Source organism: Candidatus Latescibacter sp. IFSED24, assembly GCF_058273205.1.
In genome coordinates this window covers 1,305,680-1,320,675 of sequence record NZ_CM177850.1, presented here as the reverse complement: position 1 = coordinate 1,320,675, position 14,996 = coordinate 1,305,680, and the positions used below count along the sequence as shown (strand labels likewise).

At 67.1% G+C, this 14,996-nt stretch carries 17 protein-coding genes; all 17 read left to right on the top strand.

From position 1 onward, the window contains the following. Positions 1–4: 4 nt before the first annotated feature. Positions 5–1,033 carry a flagellar motor switch protein FliM gene (locus tag IFSED24_RS05385; RefSeq protein WP_491334189.1) on the top strand — a complete coding sequence of 343 codons (1,029 nt, stop codon included), beginning with the start codon at positions 5–7 and terminating at the stop codon, positions 1,031–1,033. A 2-nt stretch (positions 1,034–1,035) separates the two neighbouring features. Further along, on the top strand, positions 1,036–1,410 hold the full coding sequence (gene fliN, locus IFSED24_RS05380) for a flagellar motor switch protein FliN (protein ID WP_491334188.1): 375 nt from the start codon (positions 1,036–1,038) through the stop codon (positions 1,408–1,410). Continuing rightward, positions 1,410–1,784, top strand: a complete 375-nt coding sequence (locus IFSED24_RS05375; protein ID WP_491334187.1) for a hypothetical protein — start codon at positions 1,410–1,412, stop codon at positions 1,782–1,784. Before fliN ends, IFSED24_RS05375 begins: the two co-directional genes overlap by 1 nt. A gap of 229 nt (positions 1,785–2,013) precedes the next feature. Next, complete coding sequence (fliP, locus tag IFSED24_RS05370) at positions 2,014–2,802, top strand: flagellar type III secretion system pore protein FliP (RefSeq protein WP_491334186.1); 789 nt, start codon at positions 2,014–2,016, stop codon at positions 2,800–2,802. Positions 2,803–2,818: 16 nt separating this feature from the next. Continuing rightward, positions 2,819–3,082 carry a flagellar biosynthesis protein FliQ gene (fliQ, locus tag IFSED24_RS05365; protein ID WP_491334185.1) on the top strand — a complete coding sequence of 88 codons (264 nt, stop codon included), beginning with the start codon at positions 2,819–2,821 and terminating at the stop codon, positions 3,080–3,082. A gap of 3 nt (positions 3,083–3,085) precedes the next feature. Further along, the gene (locus IFSED24_RS05360) at positions 3,086–3,865 is read left to right on the top strand and encodes a flagellar biosynthetic protein FliR (RefSeq protein WP_491334184.1); all 780 of its coding nucleotides are present in this window, start codon (positions 3,086–3,088) and stop codon (positions 3,863–3,865) included. Between the two features lie 33 nt (positions 3,866–3,898). Then, complete coding sequence (gene flhB, locus IFSED24_RS05355) at positions 3,899–4,960, top strand: flagellar biosynthesis protein FlhB (protein ID WP_491334183.1); 1,062 nt, start codon at positions 3,899–3,901, stop codon at positions 4,958–4,960. 55 nt (positions 4,961–5,015) lie between these two features. Further along, positions 5,016–7,097, top strand: coding sequence for a flagellar biosynthesis protein FlhA (gene flhA / locus IFSED24_RS05350; protein WP_491334182.1), 2,082 nt, complete (start codon positions 5,016–5,018; stop codon positions 7,095–7,097). Then, on the top strand, positions 7,075–8,193 hold the full coding sequence (locus tag IFSED24_RS05345) for a hypothetical protein (RefSeq protein ID WP_491334181.1): 1,119 nt from the start codon (positions 7,075–7,077) through the stop codon (positions 8,191–8,193). Before flhA ends, IFSED24_RS05345 begins: the two co-directional genes overlap by 23 nt. A 10-nt stretch (positions 8,194–8,203) precedes the next feature. Further along, on the top strand, positions 8,204–8,536 hold the full coding sequence (locus IFSED24_RS05340; protein WP_491334180.1) for a hypothetical protein: 333 nt from the start codon (positions 8,204–8,206) through the stop codon (positions 8,534–8,536). A 52-nt stretch (positions 8,537–8,588) separates the two neighbouring features. Next, positions 8,589–9,557, top strand: coding sequence for a FliA/WhiG family RNA polymerase sigma factor (locus tag IFSED24_RS05335; RefSeq protein ID WP_491334179.1), 969 nt, complete (start codon positions 8,589–8,591; stop codon positions 9,555–9,557). 15 nt (positions 9,558–9,572) lie between these two features. Then, positions 9,573–9,905, top strand: coding sequence for a hypothetical protein (locus tag IFSED24_RS05330; protein WP_491334178.1), 333 nt, complete (start codon positions 9,573–9,575; stop codon positions 9,903–9,905). Between the two features lie 31 nt (positions 9,906–9,936). Continuing rightward, positions 9,937–10,380 (top strand): hypothetical protein, encoded by a 444-nt coding sequence (locus tag IFSED24_RS05325; protein WP_491334177.1) that lies wholly within the window; start codon positions 9,937–9,939, stop codon positions 10,378–10,380. Between the two features lie 44 nt (positions 10,381–10,424). Further along, positions 10,425–11,324 carry an HDOD domain-containing protein gene (locus IFSED24_RS05320; RefSeq protein ID WP_491334176.1) on the top strand — a complete coding sequence of 300 codons (900 nt, stop codon included), beginning with the start codon at positions 10,425–10,427 and terminating at the stop codon, positions 11,322–11,324. A 10-nt stretch (positions 11,325–11,334) separates the two neighbouring features. Beyond that, complete coding sequence (locus tag IFSED24_RS05315) at positions 11,335–12,204, top strand: HDOD domain-containing protein (RefSeq protein ID WP_491334175.1); 870 nt, start codon at positions 11,335–11,337, stop codon at positions 12,202–12,204. Between the two features lie 95 nt (positions 12,205–12,299). Further along, entirely contained in the window at positions 12,300–13,823 is a 1,524-nt protein-coding gene (locus IFSED24_RS05310) for a sigma-54 interaction domain-containing protein (protein ID WP_491334174.1), read from the top strand. A gap of 214 nt (positions 13,824–14,037) precedes the next feature. Then, on the top strand, positions 14,038–14,991 hold the full coding sequence (locus IFSED24_RS05305) for a PorV/PorQ family protein (RefSeq protein ID WP_491334173.1): 954 nt from the start codon (positions 14,038–14,040) through the stop codon (positions 14,989–14,991). Positions 14,992–14,996: the final 5 nt, after the last annotated feature.

The window sequence follows — 14,996 nt, the reverse complement described above, 5'->3', positions numbered from 1 at the left end:
CACCGTGACGATCGACACTCTCGACACCACTGCTGACAACGGCCAGGACATCCTGGACGATCTGGATCTGGACGCCGCCCTCGGTGGAGACGCGGGCCTGGATCTGGATCTCGACGCGGTCCTGAACGCCGATCCCGAGGAGGAGTCGCCCGACGGCGTTCGCGCCTACGACTTCAACCAGCCGCACGGGATCTCCAAACGCTTCGAGCAGAATCTCCACAACATCGCCGAGCTCTTCTCCCGCAGCGCCACGGTGAACCTCACCAGCCTGCTGCGCTCCAACGTGGTCATGGAATTCCAGGGCATCCAGCTGCGGTCGTTCGCCGAGTACCGCGAGGCGCTGCCCCGGCCTTCCTGCCTCGCCACCGTGGCCTTGCGACCCCTCAACGGCCTGTCGCTGCTGAACCTGGACATGAGCCTGTGCTTCGTGATTCTCAAGAAGCTCATGGGCGGGCGCGCCGAGAGCGAGGACCGGGTCCGGGCCTTCACCGAGATCGAGCGCGGGATCTTCAGCCATTTCACGAGCCGGTTGACCGATCTGCTGCGCATGGCCGCGACCAAGCTCATCGACTTCGAGCCCGAGGTGGTCGCGCTGGAGAACAACCCCGACTACATCGCCGGCGTCCCTTCGGGCGAGACCCTGGCCTGCCTGCGTTTCCGGCTGCGGCTGGAAGCCGTGGAGGGCCTGCTCGAGCTGGCGCTGCCCTTGACCGGTTTCACACCCGTGCGCGATATCTTCGATCCCGAGGAGAGCGTCGAGGTCCGCTCCAACGACGAGATGCAGCAGGACCGCCGGCAGATCCTGGACATGGTCCAGGCCACCGACAGCGAGCTCGTGGTGCGGATGGGCGAGGTGACCATGAATCTGGACCGGATCCTGGCGCTGAAGGAGGGCGATCTGCTGCACCTGCCCCAGGCGGTGGACAGTCCGCTCACCGTACTCATCGAGGGGCGCGAGGTCTTCCTGGCCGAAGCCGGCCGCATCAACCAGAACCGGGCCGTCAAGCTGGTCCGCAAGATCGACAAGGAGTGACCATGTCCGGCGAGGATCTGAAGGACCTGGAATCCGGAGCCGCTGCCACGACCACGATGGCGAGCGAACCGGCGGAGTCGCCGGTGGGCGCCGATCTGGCGCAGACCCTGGGAGAGACCGCCAACCTCGATCTGCTCATGGACGTGGACATGAAGCTGACCGTGGAGCTGGGCCGGGCTCGGCTCAAGTTCCGCGACGTCCTCAACCTGTCCTCGGGGTCGGTGGTGGAGCTGGCCAAGTTGACCAGCGAGCCCGTGGACATCATGGTCAACGGCGCGCTGCTGGCCACCGGCGAGGTGGTGGTGGTGGAAGACCACTTCGCCATCCGCATCACCAAGCTCCTGAACCGGGTCGAACGGCTCAAGCGGGTGCTCTGATGGACCCCGCACTCTCCGCCGGCGGACCCTCGTTCTGGCAGGCCGGCGCGGCGCTGCTGGCCGTGCTCTCGCTGCTGGTGCTCTGCCTCAAGCTGCTGCAACGGTGGCAGGGGCGGCGCCTGGGCGAGGCCGGGGCCAAGCTGCTCTCGCTGCACAAGCTGGGGCCGAAGCGGGAGCTCCAGGCGCTCCAGGTCGGTGACGAGGTCTACACGCTGTATCGCCAGGAGGGCGCCATGGTGGTGCTCAAGCGCGAGGACCACGCCCACTGGCAGGCGGAACAGCCCCAGCCCGCATCGGCACCGGCGGCCGCCGACCTGGGCCGGCGCCTGCTGGCCCTGGCCGCCAGCGCCGGAGGCCGGGACCGGACCGCATGATCCGAGCCTGACCACGGCTTGGCCGAAGATCGGCCGCTCGCTCCGACACGGAGACGGGCGGCTTTTCTCATGCCAGCATCATGGCCGCTCCGCGTGGGTGCGGGATGTCGTAACGTATTGTCAAACTTCTAATTAACGCTATCACCGTCATTGGTCTTGCCGGAGTCCTGTGGCACGTCCGTTGCGTCTGAGCCTGCCAGGACCCACCCGGTGACCGCCAGGAGGATGCATGCGACGGCTACGATTCCCAGGTTCCTTGTCGCCAGCGAGCACGGTGCTGCTGGTCGGGCTGTTGCTGGCGGGCACCGCCGCGGCCCAGACCGCTCCTGCCGACACCACGGCCGCGGGCAACGCCTTGACGCTCTCGGTGGCCTCGGTGGAGGGAACCCGCGGCCTCGATGCCGCGCTGCGGATCGTCCTCCTGATGACCGTGGTCTCGCTGGCCCCCGCCCTGCTCGTGACCCTCACCAGCTTCACCCGGATCACCATCGTCCTCGGCTTCCTGCGCCAGGCCCTGGGAACCGCCCAGGCCCCGGCCAACCAGGTGATCATCGGCCTGTCGCTCTTCTTGACCCTGGTGATCATGGGGCCGGTCCTGACCCAGATCAACGACACCGCCCTGCAGCCGCTGCTCGCGGGCGAGATCGACGAGAAGATGGCCCTGGCCGCCGCCGAGGCTCCCCTGAAGAGCTTCATGCTCGGACAGACCCGCGAGAAGGACATCGCGCTGTTCCTCGAGCTGACGCAGCAGGAGGCCCCCGACACGCCCGAGGAACTCTCCATGCTGGTGGTGGTGCCGAGCTTCGTGATCAGCGAGCTGAAGACCGCGTTCCAGATGGGCTTCGTGATCTTCATCCCCTTCCTGATCATCGACATGGTGGTGGCCTCGGTCCTGATGTCCATGGGCATGATGATGCTGCCGCCGGTCCTGATCAGCCTTCCCTTCAAGATCTTGCTCTTCGTCCTGGTGGACGGCTGGTGGCTGGTGATCCGGTCGCTGGTCTCGGCCTTCCAGTGAGAAGGAAAGGAATCTCATGACACCCGAAGCCGTGATCGAGATCGGGCAGCAGGCCCTGCGCACGACCCTGCTGGTGGCCGGGCCCATGCTCCTGGCCGGACTGGCCGTGGGCCTGGTGATCTCCATCATCCAGGCCGCCACCCAGGTCAACGAGATGACCATGACCTTCGTACCCAAGATCGTGGCGGTCTTCCTGGTCATGGTGCTCAGCCTGCCCTGGGCCATCGCCCAGCTCACGGGGTTCACCCGGGCCATGTTCGAACGCATCGGCGGGATGTAGCGCGTGGTCCTGGGACTGGACACCAGGCTGGTCCTGGCCACCGCGGTGGTCGCGCTGCGCATGGCCGTCATCCTGGCGCTGATGCCGTTGATGGACCGTCGCTCGGTCCCGCTGCTGTGGCGTCTGGGCGTGGCCTTGCCGCTGGCCTGGGCGGTGGCGCCGGCGGTGGCCGGTCACCTGGAGCTGCCGACAGCCATCGGCTGGCCGCTCCTGGCCATGGAGGCGCTCAACTCGCTGGTGGTCGGCGCGCTACTGACCTTCGCCATGAACCTCGTGTTGACCGCGGTGCGCTACGCCGGCGGCATCGCCGGCATGCAGATCGGCTTCGCCATCGTCAACGCCTACGATCCCCAGACCGACTCGCAGATCTCCATCATCGCCCAGCTGTACTACCTGCTGACCGTCCTGCTGTTCTTCACCCTCGACGTGCACCACCTGATCATCCAGGCGCTGGTGGCGTCGCTGGAGGCGGTGCCGCCGTTCGTCGTCCCCGACTTCACCACCGCCAGCGGAGTCCTGCTGCGCGAGTACAGCCAGGTGTTCCTGCTGGGCTTGCGGCTCTCCGCGCCGGTCGTGGTGGTGCTGATGCTGATCTCGGCGGCCATGGGCGTCATCGTCAAGACCGCGCCCCAGATCCACGTCCTGGTGGTGGGCTTCCCCGTGAAGATCGCCGTGGGCATGATGGTGCTGGGCGGCTCGCTGACCTATTTCCACGCGGTGGTGGCCCGAGCCTTCACCACCACCGGCGATCTGCTGGCCAGGATCCTGGCCGCCATGGCCTAGCTCCCCCGGAGCGCAGCCGAGAGGAGGTGAGACATGGCCGAGGAGACCGCCGGTGAACGCACCGAGAAAGCGACCCCTAGACGGCGCGAGAAAGCGCGCGAAAAGGGACAGGTGGCGCAATCGCAGGAGGTCAACAGCTTCTTCGTGCTGCTGGCCGGCTTCCTGGTGCTGCTGACCATGTCGGGCTATTTCCTCGACATCCTCGGCCGCAACACCACCTACCTGCTGGGTCAGGCGCATTTCCTGGGGCCGAGCAATCTGTTCGGGGTGCGCTACCTGCTGCGAGGCAACGTGGAGGCGTTCGCCTGGGCCCTGGCGCCCCTGGCCGGCCTGGTGCTCATCGCCGGTCTGGCGTCCAACGTCATGCAGGTCGGGCTCAAGCTCACGCCCAGTGCCATGAACTTCCAGTGGAGCCGCCTGAATCCCATCAGCGGCCTGAAGAAACTGGTCCAGAAGCGGACCTTCTTCGACCTCGGCAAGAACCTGCTCAAGATCGGCCTGATCAGCCTGCTCGCCGGTCTCGTGATCCGCAGCCTGTTGCCCAGGATCTACGAGTCCCTGGGCCTGCCGCTGCCCGGGATCCTCGACGTGGCTCGTGGCGGCTACCTCAAGCTCATGGTGGTCCTGCTGGGCTTCATGGCGCTGCTGGCGCTGCTGGACTGGGTCTTCCAGCGGTACCAGTACGAGCAGGAGATCAAGATGTCGCGCCAGGAGATCAAGGAAGAGATGAAGGAGTTCGAGGGCGATCCGCAGATCAAGGCCCGTATCCGCGCCCTGCAGATGGAAGCCTCGCGCCGGCGGATGCTTGCCGACGTGCCCCGCGCCGACGTCGTGATCACCAACCCGACCCACTTCGCGGTGGCGCTCAAGTACGAGGCCAACCGACCGGCGCCGGTGGTCGTGGCCAAGGGCGCCGACCACATCGCCAAGAAGATCCGCGAGGTGGCCCGCGAATCCCGCGTCCCGGTGATCGAGAACAAACCGGTGGCACGCGCCTTGTATGCAGAGGTGGAGGTGGGTCGGATGATCCCCGAGAGCCTGTTCCAGGCCGTGGCCGAAATCCTGGCCTACGTCTATCGACTGAACAAGTCTTAACTGTTGACAGGAGAGTGGGTTGGATCAGGACACGGTCATTAGCAGAGACCTGGTGTTGGCCAACAGCAACATCATGAGCGCCGTGGCCGTGCTGGTCATTCTCTCGCTCATGGTGATCCCTGTCTCACCAATCCTGCTCGACATCCTGATGACCTTCAGCATCGCCATGGGCGTGGTGGTGATGCTGGTCTCGCTCTATCTGAAGGAACCGCTCCAGTTCTCCACATTCCCCTCGCTGCTGCTGGTGCTGACCCTGTTCCGCCTGGCGCTGAACGTGGCCAGCACACGCCTGATCCTCAGCCGCGGCCAGGCGGGGCAGGTGGTCGAGAGCTTCGGCGACTTCGTGGTGGGCGGCAACTACGTCATCGGCGTGATCGTCTTCGTGATCCTGGTGATCGTGAACTTCCTGGTCATCACCAAGGGGTCGACCCGCATCGCCGAGGTGGCGGCCCGGTTCACCCTGGACGCCATGCCCGGCAAGCAGATGGCCATCGACGCCGACCTGAACGCCGGCCTCATCAGCGAGAGCCAGGCCCGGGCGCGGCGCGCCAAGATCTCCAACGAAGCCGAGTTCTTCGGGGCCATGGACGGTGCCAGCAAGTTCGTGCGCGGCGACGCCATCGCCGGCATCATCATCACCCTGATCAACATCGCCGGCGGCTTCCTCATCGGCATGGCCCAGATGGACATGGCGGCCAGCGAGGCTCTGGGGCGCTTCACCATCCTGACCGTCGGCGATGGCCTCGTGAGCCAGGTGCCGACCCTGCTGGTCTCCACCGCCGCGGGCCTGGTGGTCACGCGCAGCAGCGGCGATCTGAATCTGGGCGAAGCGCTCACCATGCAGATCTTCAGCCAGCGCAAGGCCCTCAATATCGCCGCGGCCGCGCTGACCGCCCTGGGACTGATCCCCGGCCTGCCCACTATGCCGTTCCTGCTGCTGGCGGTGGGGACCTTCGTCGGCGGTCGGCTGGTGGGCAAGCGCGTGGACGCGGCCCAGAAGGAGATGGACGAGGAGGAATTGCAGCAGCAGCTGGGTCCCGAGGAACCAGCCGCGCCCACGGGACCGCGCAGCGAAGACCTCTTCATCCTCGACCGGCTCGAGCTGGAGATCGGCTACGGCCTCATCGGCCTGGTGGACGAATCGCGGGGCGGCGACCTGCTGCAGCGGATCGGGAACATCCGGCGCCAGGTGTCGGCCGAGCTGGGCATCTTCATCCATCCGGTCCGGGTGCGCGACAACCTGCAGCTGCAGGCCAACGAGTACGTCATCAAGCTCAAGGGCGTGCCCATCGCGCGGGCGGATCTGCGACCGGGACAGCTCCTGGCCATGAGCACGCGGCCCGATGCCGGAGAGCTGGCGGGCACGGCCACAACCGAACCCGCCTTCAATCTGCCCGCGGTCTGGATCGACGGTGATCGCCGCGCCGAGGCCGAGCGCGAAGGGTACACGGTGGTAGAAGCCCCGGCGGTCCTGGCCACCCATCTCTCGGAGACCATCCGCAGCCACGCCGACGAACTGGTCAGCCGCCAGGACATCCGGGACATGTGCGAATCGGTCCGCGAGTTCGCCCCGGCCCTGATCGAGGAACTCATCCCCGACAAGGTGCCCGTCAACACGCTGCACAACGTGCTGCGGTCGCTGCTCCACGAGCGCGTGCCGGTGCGCGACATCGTGACCATCCTCGAGACCCTGGCCAACTACGCGGGCAGCGGTGCGGGCGCCGACTTCCTCACGACCAAGGTGCGCGAGGCCCTGCACCGCACCATCAGCCAGCTCTACACCGAGACCGATGGCGCCATCCACGTCATCAGCCTGCATCCGGAGGCCGAGCATGTGCTGCTGGATGCCTCGCGTCAGAGCGAGCAGTCGGGCCAGGTGATTCTCGATCCCCGCTTCACCCAGGAATTCATGGGCCGCCTGGATGGGGCCCTGCGCTCGGCTTACGGCACGGGAGCGCCGCCGGTGCTCCTGGTCCCGACGTCGGTGCGCTTCTTCGTCAAACGACTCATCGAACCCTCGTATCCAAACCTGGCCGTCATGGGTTACACGGAGGTCTCGCCCTCCACCCGGATCCAGTCGGCCGGAACGGTGGTGACCAATGGATTCGCGCAGCATGAACACCAGGCCGTCGGCTAAGCCGGCCGCCGTGGTCGAGGCACCGACCCTCAAGGAAGCCCTGCGGCTGGTACGCAGCCGCTACGGCGAGGACGCGCGGGTGATCCGGAGCCGGACCCTGACCAGGCGTCAGCCCGGTGCACTGGGCAAGGAACGGGTGGTGGAGGTCCTGGTCGAGCCGAGCGCGCAGACACGCGGCCGCCCCACCGCCCGGCCCCGGTCGGTCCCCAGCCAGGCCCTGGCCAACGAGATCGCCGCCGAGGTCGAACGGATCGAGGGGCTGGTGCGGCAGATCGCCGTGGACCAGGCCGGGCAGGACCGGGGGCGCCAGCGCCTGCAGGGCAATCCGGTGGCCGAAGCCCTACTCCAGGCCGGCGCCGACCCCGGGGTGGTGGTCCGCCTCTGTGACCGGTGCCTCGCCGAGACCGGGGCCGATACGCGCGACCGCACCGCCCTGGTGGAGTATCTCACGCGCAGCCTGCCCACGGGCCGGGGGGGATGGGCCGAGTTCGCGGGAACCCACGTGTTCCTGGGTTCTCCCGGCGCTGGCCGGACCGAGATGGTCCTGGCCGCAGCGGGCCATCTGGCGGCGTCCGGTCGCCAGGTCCTGGTGCTGAGCATCCTGCCGCGGCACACGGGAGAGGTGCGGCGACTCCAGGCGGAGGCCGCACGCCACGGCTACGACGCGGCGGTGATCCAGAAGCCGCGCCAGCTGGCCACCGCGGCCACCCACCTTGAGCGATACGACGTGGTGCTCATGGACGCCCCCGCCTTCGGCGCCGGCCAGTCCCGCAGCGCCGAGTCGCTCCGCCGCGAGATCACCCAGAATCCCGCGTTCCACCGTCATCTGGTGTTTCCCCTCGATCGCGATCTGCGCGACAGCAAGCGCATCATCGAGCAAGCACGGGCCTGGAATTGCGACTGGCTGGCGCTCAGCCGGGTCGATCAGACCGATCTGCGCGGCAAGATCCTGGATCTCCTGGACCGCCTGCCGCTGCCGGTCTCGCTGGTCGGCGACGCCGAGTGGCCCGAGGGGGCGCCAAGCGTGGCCAGTTCCGGTCTCCTGGCCGACCTGATCCTGGCCGCCGCCCGCACGGGCGCGCGGGCCTGGGCCTAGGGGGTCGGGCATGCAACGGCTGGTCCAGACCATCGCCCTCGGAGTAGCGCTCGTGGCGCTGGCCCTGGCCGTCTGGCGCGACTACACCCCCGAGCTGGCCCTGAAACGGACCATCGTGGCCTACCTCGCCGCCTATTTCCTGAGCGGGGTCATGGTCCTGGCCACACGCCTGGCGTTGCGGGCCAGCAAGGATCCCGAGCCGGAGCCCGAACCCGAGGTCAAGAAGGTGCGCTCGCGCCGGCGTTCGCCCCGGCGCAAGCCGGTCGTCGACGAACCGGTGGAGGCCACCGAACAGGAGACCGCTCAGGACAGCGAACAGCCCGAACCAGCGATTGCTCGCTGATGGCACGGAATCTGCAACTTGCGGGTAAGAAACCACCCGAAAGGCGGAGACAATGAGCGACAAGCCGCAGATCGCGCACGAGGACCTCTGGCAGAACCTGCGCACCGAGGATTGCCAGCGCGCTCGCCAGGAACTGGTCGAGAAGTATGCGCGGATCGTCAAGTACGTGGCCGGGCGCATGGCCATTGGCCTGCCGCACTATGTCGATTTCCACGATCTGGTTTCGGCGGGGTTGCTGGGCCTGATCCAGGCCATCGACAACTTCGACCACCATCGTGGCATCAAGTTCGAGACCTACGCGATTCCGCGCATCCGCGGCGCCATCCTCGACGAACTCCGCAGCCAGGACTGGTTCCCGCGCTCCCTGCGCCGCAAGGCCAAGCAGCTCGAGGAGACCTACGCCACGCTCGAAGCGCGGCTGGGCCGACCGGCCACCGACCAGGAAGTGGCGGACGCCCTGTGCATGGACGTCCGCGAACTCGATGGGATGCTGGGCGAGGTGGCCGTGGCCACGATCATGTCGCTGGATGCCGACGCCTCGGCCGAGGACAGCGAGCAGTCCACCAGCCTGGGCGAGTACTTGCCCGACCCCAAGGCCGAGGACATGGAGCGCACCATCGCCGCCATGGAGATGCGCGAGCTCATCTCCCAGCGCATGGCCGAGTTGCCCGAGAAGGAGCAGCTGGTGCTCGTGCTCTACTACTACGAGGAACTGACGCTCAAGGAGATCGGCGAGATCCTCGACGTGACCGAGAGCCGCGTCTGCCAGATCCACACCAAGGCCATCATGCGCCTCAAGGGCAAGATCCAGCGGCACGAGGGCAAGGAATCCATCGGACGTCTCACGGCGGAGATCCGCCGCCGCCGGCGTCCCGATGCCAGCGAGACCGGCCAGCCCGAGCCGGTGTCCGGCTCCTCCGAGGCGGCCACGGTGGAAACGGTGAACGTGACCGCTTGCCTGGCGCTGGCCCCGCTGGCCACGGCCCTGCTCGCCGCCGTGCTGGGCATGCCCGGGACCTAGGAAGGGACGCAGCTCATGGCCGGCGACGGCGTATCGCTACAGACCAACATCGCCCAGCTGGGCAACGTGGCCAAGTCGCAGGCCCGCAGCCAGCAAGCGGGCGTCACGGGACCCGGCCACGCGGAGAAGACACCGACCGACGACGTCCAGCCGCTGCAGAAGGTGCGCGAGACCGAGAAGGCCGAACAGCAGGGTGTCGATCCCGAACAGAAGCGCGACCAGGACAAGCGCCAGCGCCGGCGCCGTCAACGCCAGGCCGGCGCTGACGACGAGGCCGAAGCGCAGGGCAACGAGGAACAGGACGAGGTCGAGCCCGGACTGGGCGGCCTGGTCGACACCATGGCCTGAGCGCCAGGACGCAGCAGCGAGGAGCAAGCACATGGACACCCAGAACCTCCTGGAACTCGCGCGCGGACAGGGCCTGACCTTCTGGGCCGCCACCGGCGCCATCGCCCTGGGAGCGACGCTCCTGGTGGTCGCACTCACCCAGCATCTACGACACCGCCTTGGCCGCGGCTTGCGCGCGGTCGTGGACTCCACACCCGAAACGGCCGCAACTCCGGTGCCACCGGCGCCTGCGGAAGTCGCCAGGGCCGCCGCGGCCTACGATCAGCCGGCCCGTCCGCCCCTGGCTGCCTTGCCTCTGGCGGGCGAACAGGACGAGTCCTCGCTGGCGCTCCTTTTGCGCCGCTTGCAGACGGCGGGCGACCGCCTGGAAGAAATCGCCGGCGAGGTCCAGGCCGAGCGACGCCAGGGTGTCGAAACAACACTCAAGGACGACCTCCAAACCGTCGAATATGTGTTCAAGGCCTGCGGTCCGTGAGGGACCGTGGCGTGGTGAACCATCATGGTCTGGAGTCTTGAGGGATGGCGACAGCGGAGTTGACGTCGCAGCCGGACCAGGTCGAACGCCCCGAGGGTGACGACCCCCAGCTCAAAAACCTCATCATGACCATCCGGGATCTGCCGGCCATGCCGCATGTGGCCAGCAAGGTCCTCGAGCTGTCGTCCGACCCGGACACCTCGGCCTCGCTGCTGCAGCAGGTCATCGCCGACGATCAGGCCATGACCGCGCGCATCCTGAAGATCGCCAACTCGGCCATGTACGCCTGCAGCCGTCGCATCAAGACCCTCTCCGAGGCCATCGTGATGCTGGGCTTCAACAGCATCCGCTCGCTGGTTGTGACCAGCGCGGCCCGCAACCTCTACAGCAGCGGCGCGGCGCGCATGGGCCTGAAGGAACGGCTGCTCTGGGAGCACAGCATCGGCTGCGCCTTCGCCTGCCGACTCATGGTCCAGAGCCGCAAGCCGGCGCTCACGGAGGAAGCCTTCCTGGCGGGCCTCATGCACGACATCGGCAAGCTGGTCCTGAACCTGCAGCTGCCCGAACAGTTCGAGGAGATCGTCCAGATCGTCTACAACGAGAACCGCGACTTTCACGAGACCGAGCAGGAGATCCTGGGCTTCGACCACGCCCGCGTCGGTGCGCTGCTGGTCAACAAGTGGAAGCTCTCGCCCATGCTCGAGGAAGTGATCGGCCAGCACCACGTACCCGAGAGCCTCACGCTCGACCGACCCCTGTTGCTCTACCTGGATCTCGCCAACCAGATGTGCCAGAAGTACGGCATCGGTTTCCAGGAACAACCTGATCTAGATCTCTGCTCCACGCCGGCCAACGCCATCCTCGGGTTCACGGAATCCGAGTTCGCCGAGGTCGCCCGCAAGCTCCAGCAGACGCTGGAGGTGGAGATGGAGGTATTCATCTAGGAGGACGGCCATGGCCGCCGACGGGTTTTCCATCTCACTGGACCAGCTGTGCGAATCGGTCGACGATCTGCCCACCATCCCCGAGACCCTCAGCCGGATCCTGAGCCTGCTCGAGGACCCCAACAGCGGCGCCCGCGACCTGGCCGAGGTCATCCGTGGGGATGCGCCGCTGGCCAGCAAGATCCTGCGTCTGGCCAACTCGCCTCTCTACCAGAAGCAGCGTCGGATCGGCACCATCCAGGACTGCGTGGCGGTGCTGGGGTATCGCACGGTCCGCCAGGTGGCGCTGTGCGTCTCGGTGATCTCCAGCCTGGGCAAGGAATGCGATCAGCGGGGCAGTTCTCTCGACTACCGCGATCTCTGGCGACACTGCGTGGCCTCCGGCGCGGTGGCCCAGCAGCTGGCCCGCATCTGCGGACACCCGGAGCCCGATGTCATCTTCACCGGCGGCTTGCTGCATGACCTCGGCAAGTTCGTGCTGACCTTGAACCATCCCGTGGGCTATACCGAGCTTCTCCGCTCGAGGTGCCGCAACGAACGGCTGCTCGTGGTGGAGGAGCGCGCGGTCCTGGGTTATGATCACGCCCGAGCGGGCGCCGCCCTGGCCCAGGCCTGGAACTTCCCCGAGCATCTGGTCGATTGCATCGAGCACCATCACGACCCGGACCATGCCGACCGGGACATCGCCCTGGTGGCGCTGGGGAACTACCTCGCCAACCTCCTGGACCCGGTGCCCAGCGACCTGGGTTTCGATGCCATGCTCGTCGATCCATGCGGGCTCTATCGCAGCGCCCAGATCGAGCGCGAGATGGTGGAAGGGCGTCTGGACGAACTGCGTACGGCCATCCTGGCCGCATCCCCGCTGCAGAACCTGGATTAGGCCTGACCTGACAAGGTGGCAGAAAAATGTCTGGCCCGCAGGGTCAGACGTTGTATCATCCCGTGGCCGAGAAACCCGCGCCACGAGGAGCCCGGATGGCCGTCCACGACCTGATCATGTTGAGCCGGCAGGCTGCGCTCTACACTGCGGTCGCCCGCTGGAAACTCCCGGAAACCGAGGTCTATGCGTTCGAGGAGGCCGCGGCGGCGGTGTCCCGGGCCATGGCGGGGTCGGCGGCCGTGGTGGTCTTCGACACCCGTGGTTTTCCGGCCACGCGCGCCACGCTCAACCGCCTGCTCTCGCTCGGCGGAGACACGGATCTGGTGATCCTGGGCCACCGCGAGGAGCTGGCAGACGAGGCCGATGACCGGCCCGAGCGCGGATCGGTGCGCTTCCTGCCGCCGGATGTGCCCATGCCCGAGTTGCAGTCGGTGATCGAGCTGCTGCTGCGCATGCGCCGGGTACGCGAGGAGGGCGGGATCGTGGGCCGCTCGCGAGCGGTCAGCCAGATGATCGCGCTGATCGCCCAGGCGGCGCCCCTCGACGTCAACGTCCTGATCACGGGGGAGAGCGGGACGGGCAAGGAACTGGTGGCCCGCGCCATCCATCGCAACAGCGCGCGCCGCTGGAAGCCCTTCCTGGGACTGAATTGCGGCGCCATCAGCGAGGGGGTGCTCGAGAGCGAACTCTTCGGCCACGTGCGGGGGGCCTTCACCGGCGCCGTGGCCCAGCACGACGGCGTGTTCAAGCAGGCCGATGGCGGCACGCTCTTCCTCGACGAGGTGGGGGAGATGCCGCTGGGCATGCAGACCCGTTTCCTGCGCGCGCTGGAGACCGGCGAGTTCACGCCCGTGGGCGGCAAGGGCATCCTGCGCAGCGACATCCGCCTGGTGGCTGCCACCAATCGCGACCTCGCCCGCGACGTGGAGACCGGACGGTTCCGCCAGGACCTGTACTATCGCCTGCGCGTCATCGTCATCGAGGTGCCGCCGTTGCGGGAGCGAAAAGAGGACATCCTGGTGCTTGCTGAGTACTTCCTGAAGCAGGAGAACCAGGAGTACCGGCTGGCCGTGCGAGGATTCAGCCGCCATGCCAAGCAGCTCCTGCGGCAGCACGACTGGCCCGGCAACGTGCGCGAGCTGCGCAACGTGGTGCGGGCCGCAGCGGTCATGAAGCAGCGCGGTTTGATCGAGGTGGAGGATCTGCCGACGGACATGGGCCCTGGAGGACCAGGGACGTCGCGCTATCTGCCCATGGTCATCGACCAGGTCGGCACCGCCGAGGGACTCGATCCCGGCGTTCTGGCCTCGACCTTGCTGGAGCTGCGCCAGGACATCAAGGAGATCAAGGCGCTGCTCCTCGAGCGGCGGGAGGGCCGCGAGCCCGCTTTCGTGGGTCTCGGCGGCGCCATCCCGGCCGATGGGAGGGTGGTGGAGACCCTGCTGCACGAGGGGGCCTTCGACGCGCAGGATGGCGGCGGGGATCTGCAGAGCGCCGAACGGGCTCTCATCGCCGCATCGCTGCAGGCTACCGGTGGGAACCGACGCAAGGCGGCGGAGCGGCTCGGTATCAGCGAGCGGACCCTGTACCGGAAATTGAAGCGATACGACCTCGGTTGATCGATGGTCCAACCTTGGCTCTAGAGGGACCGTGTTGTATAATCAAAGAGACACCACGAGCTTGTCACCCATGACCTCACCCCTGGTTAGCGAGGCAGACATGCAGGAGAGTCGGATCTGGCGGACACGCCGGAACGCGGTCGTGTGCGTTCTGGCCGTCCTTTTTTGTTTGAGCGCCTTGCCGGCGACCGCGGCCAAGTTCGCTGGAGCGTTCATGGAGAACGGCGGCGGCGCGCGCGCTCTGGGCATGGGCGGCGCCTTCACCGCCGTGGCCAGCGACCCCTCGGCCACCTTCTGGAATCCGGCGGGTCTGGCGCGGATCCAGCACCGCGAGATCCTGATCATGCACTCGGAGCGGTTCGGCGATCTGGTGGACCGGGATTTCGGCGCCTTCGTCATGCCCACTAACTGGTCGCTCCTGGGCGGCGAGAGCGGCGGCTTCGGCATCTCGTTGATCCGCCTGGGCGTGGACAACATCCCGTTCACCGAGCACCTCTTCGACCAGCTCGACACCAACGGTGACGGCGAGGTTGACGACGTGGAGGCCGCCGGGATCCTCGACCCCGAACTGCAGAGCCAGATCAGGCTGAAGAGCGATCAGGAGTTCGCGCTGTTCTTCTCCTACGGCGAGCGCAAGGGCGACTGGCAGCTCGGCGGCAACCTCAAGTTCGTGCGGCAGAGCGTGGGCGATTACTCGAGCCTGGGCATCGGCGCCGACCTGGCCGCGTTGCGGCCTCGGCTCTGGGGCAATCTGGATTTCGGCCTCAAGCTGCAGGACATCACCACCACCTACCTGAGCTGGAGCACGGGCACCAACGAGGTCATCTATCCGGCCGTGGTGCCGGGGCTGGCCTACAACTGGTACCTGCCCGAGGCGAGCATCGACGTGATCCTCGCCACCAGCTTCGAATGCCGGTTCGAGAACCGTGGGGAAGCCGACCAGTGGAGCGGCGGCGCATTCAGCTGCAACAGCCACTGGGGGCTGGAAGTCGGATTCAGCCGCAAGGTCTTCGTGCGCGGCGGGTTCGACAGCGGCTTCGAGAGCAAGCACCTCACCGCCGGCGCCGGCCTCTACCTACATCCGCTGACCGTGGATTACGCCTATGCCGGCGATACTCTCGACATCGACGAGGTGACCCATCGCATCAGCCTCTCGGTGCGCTGGTAAGACCG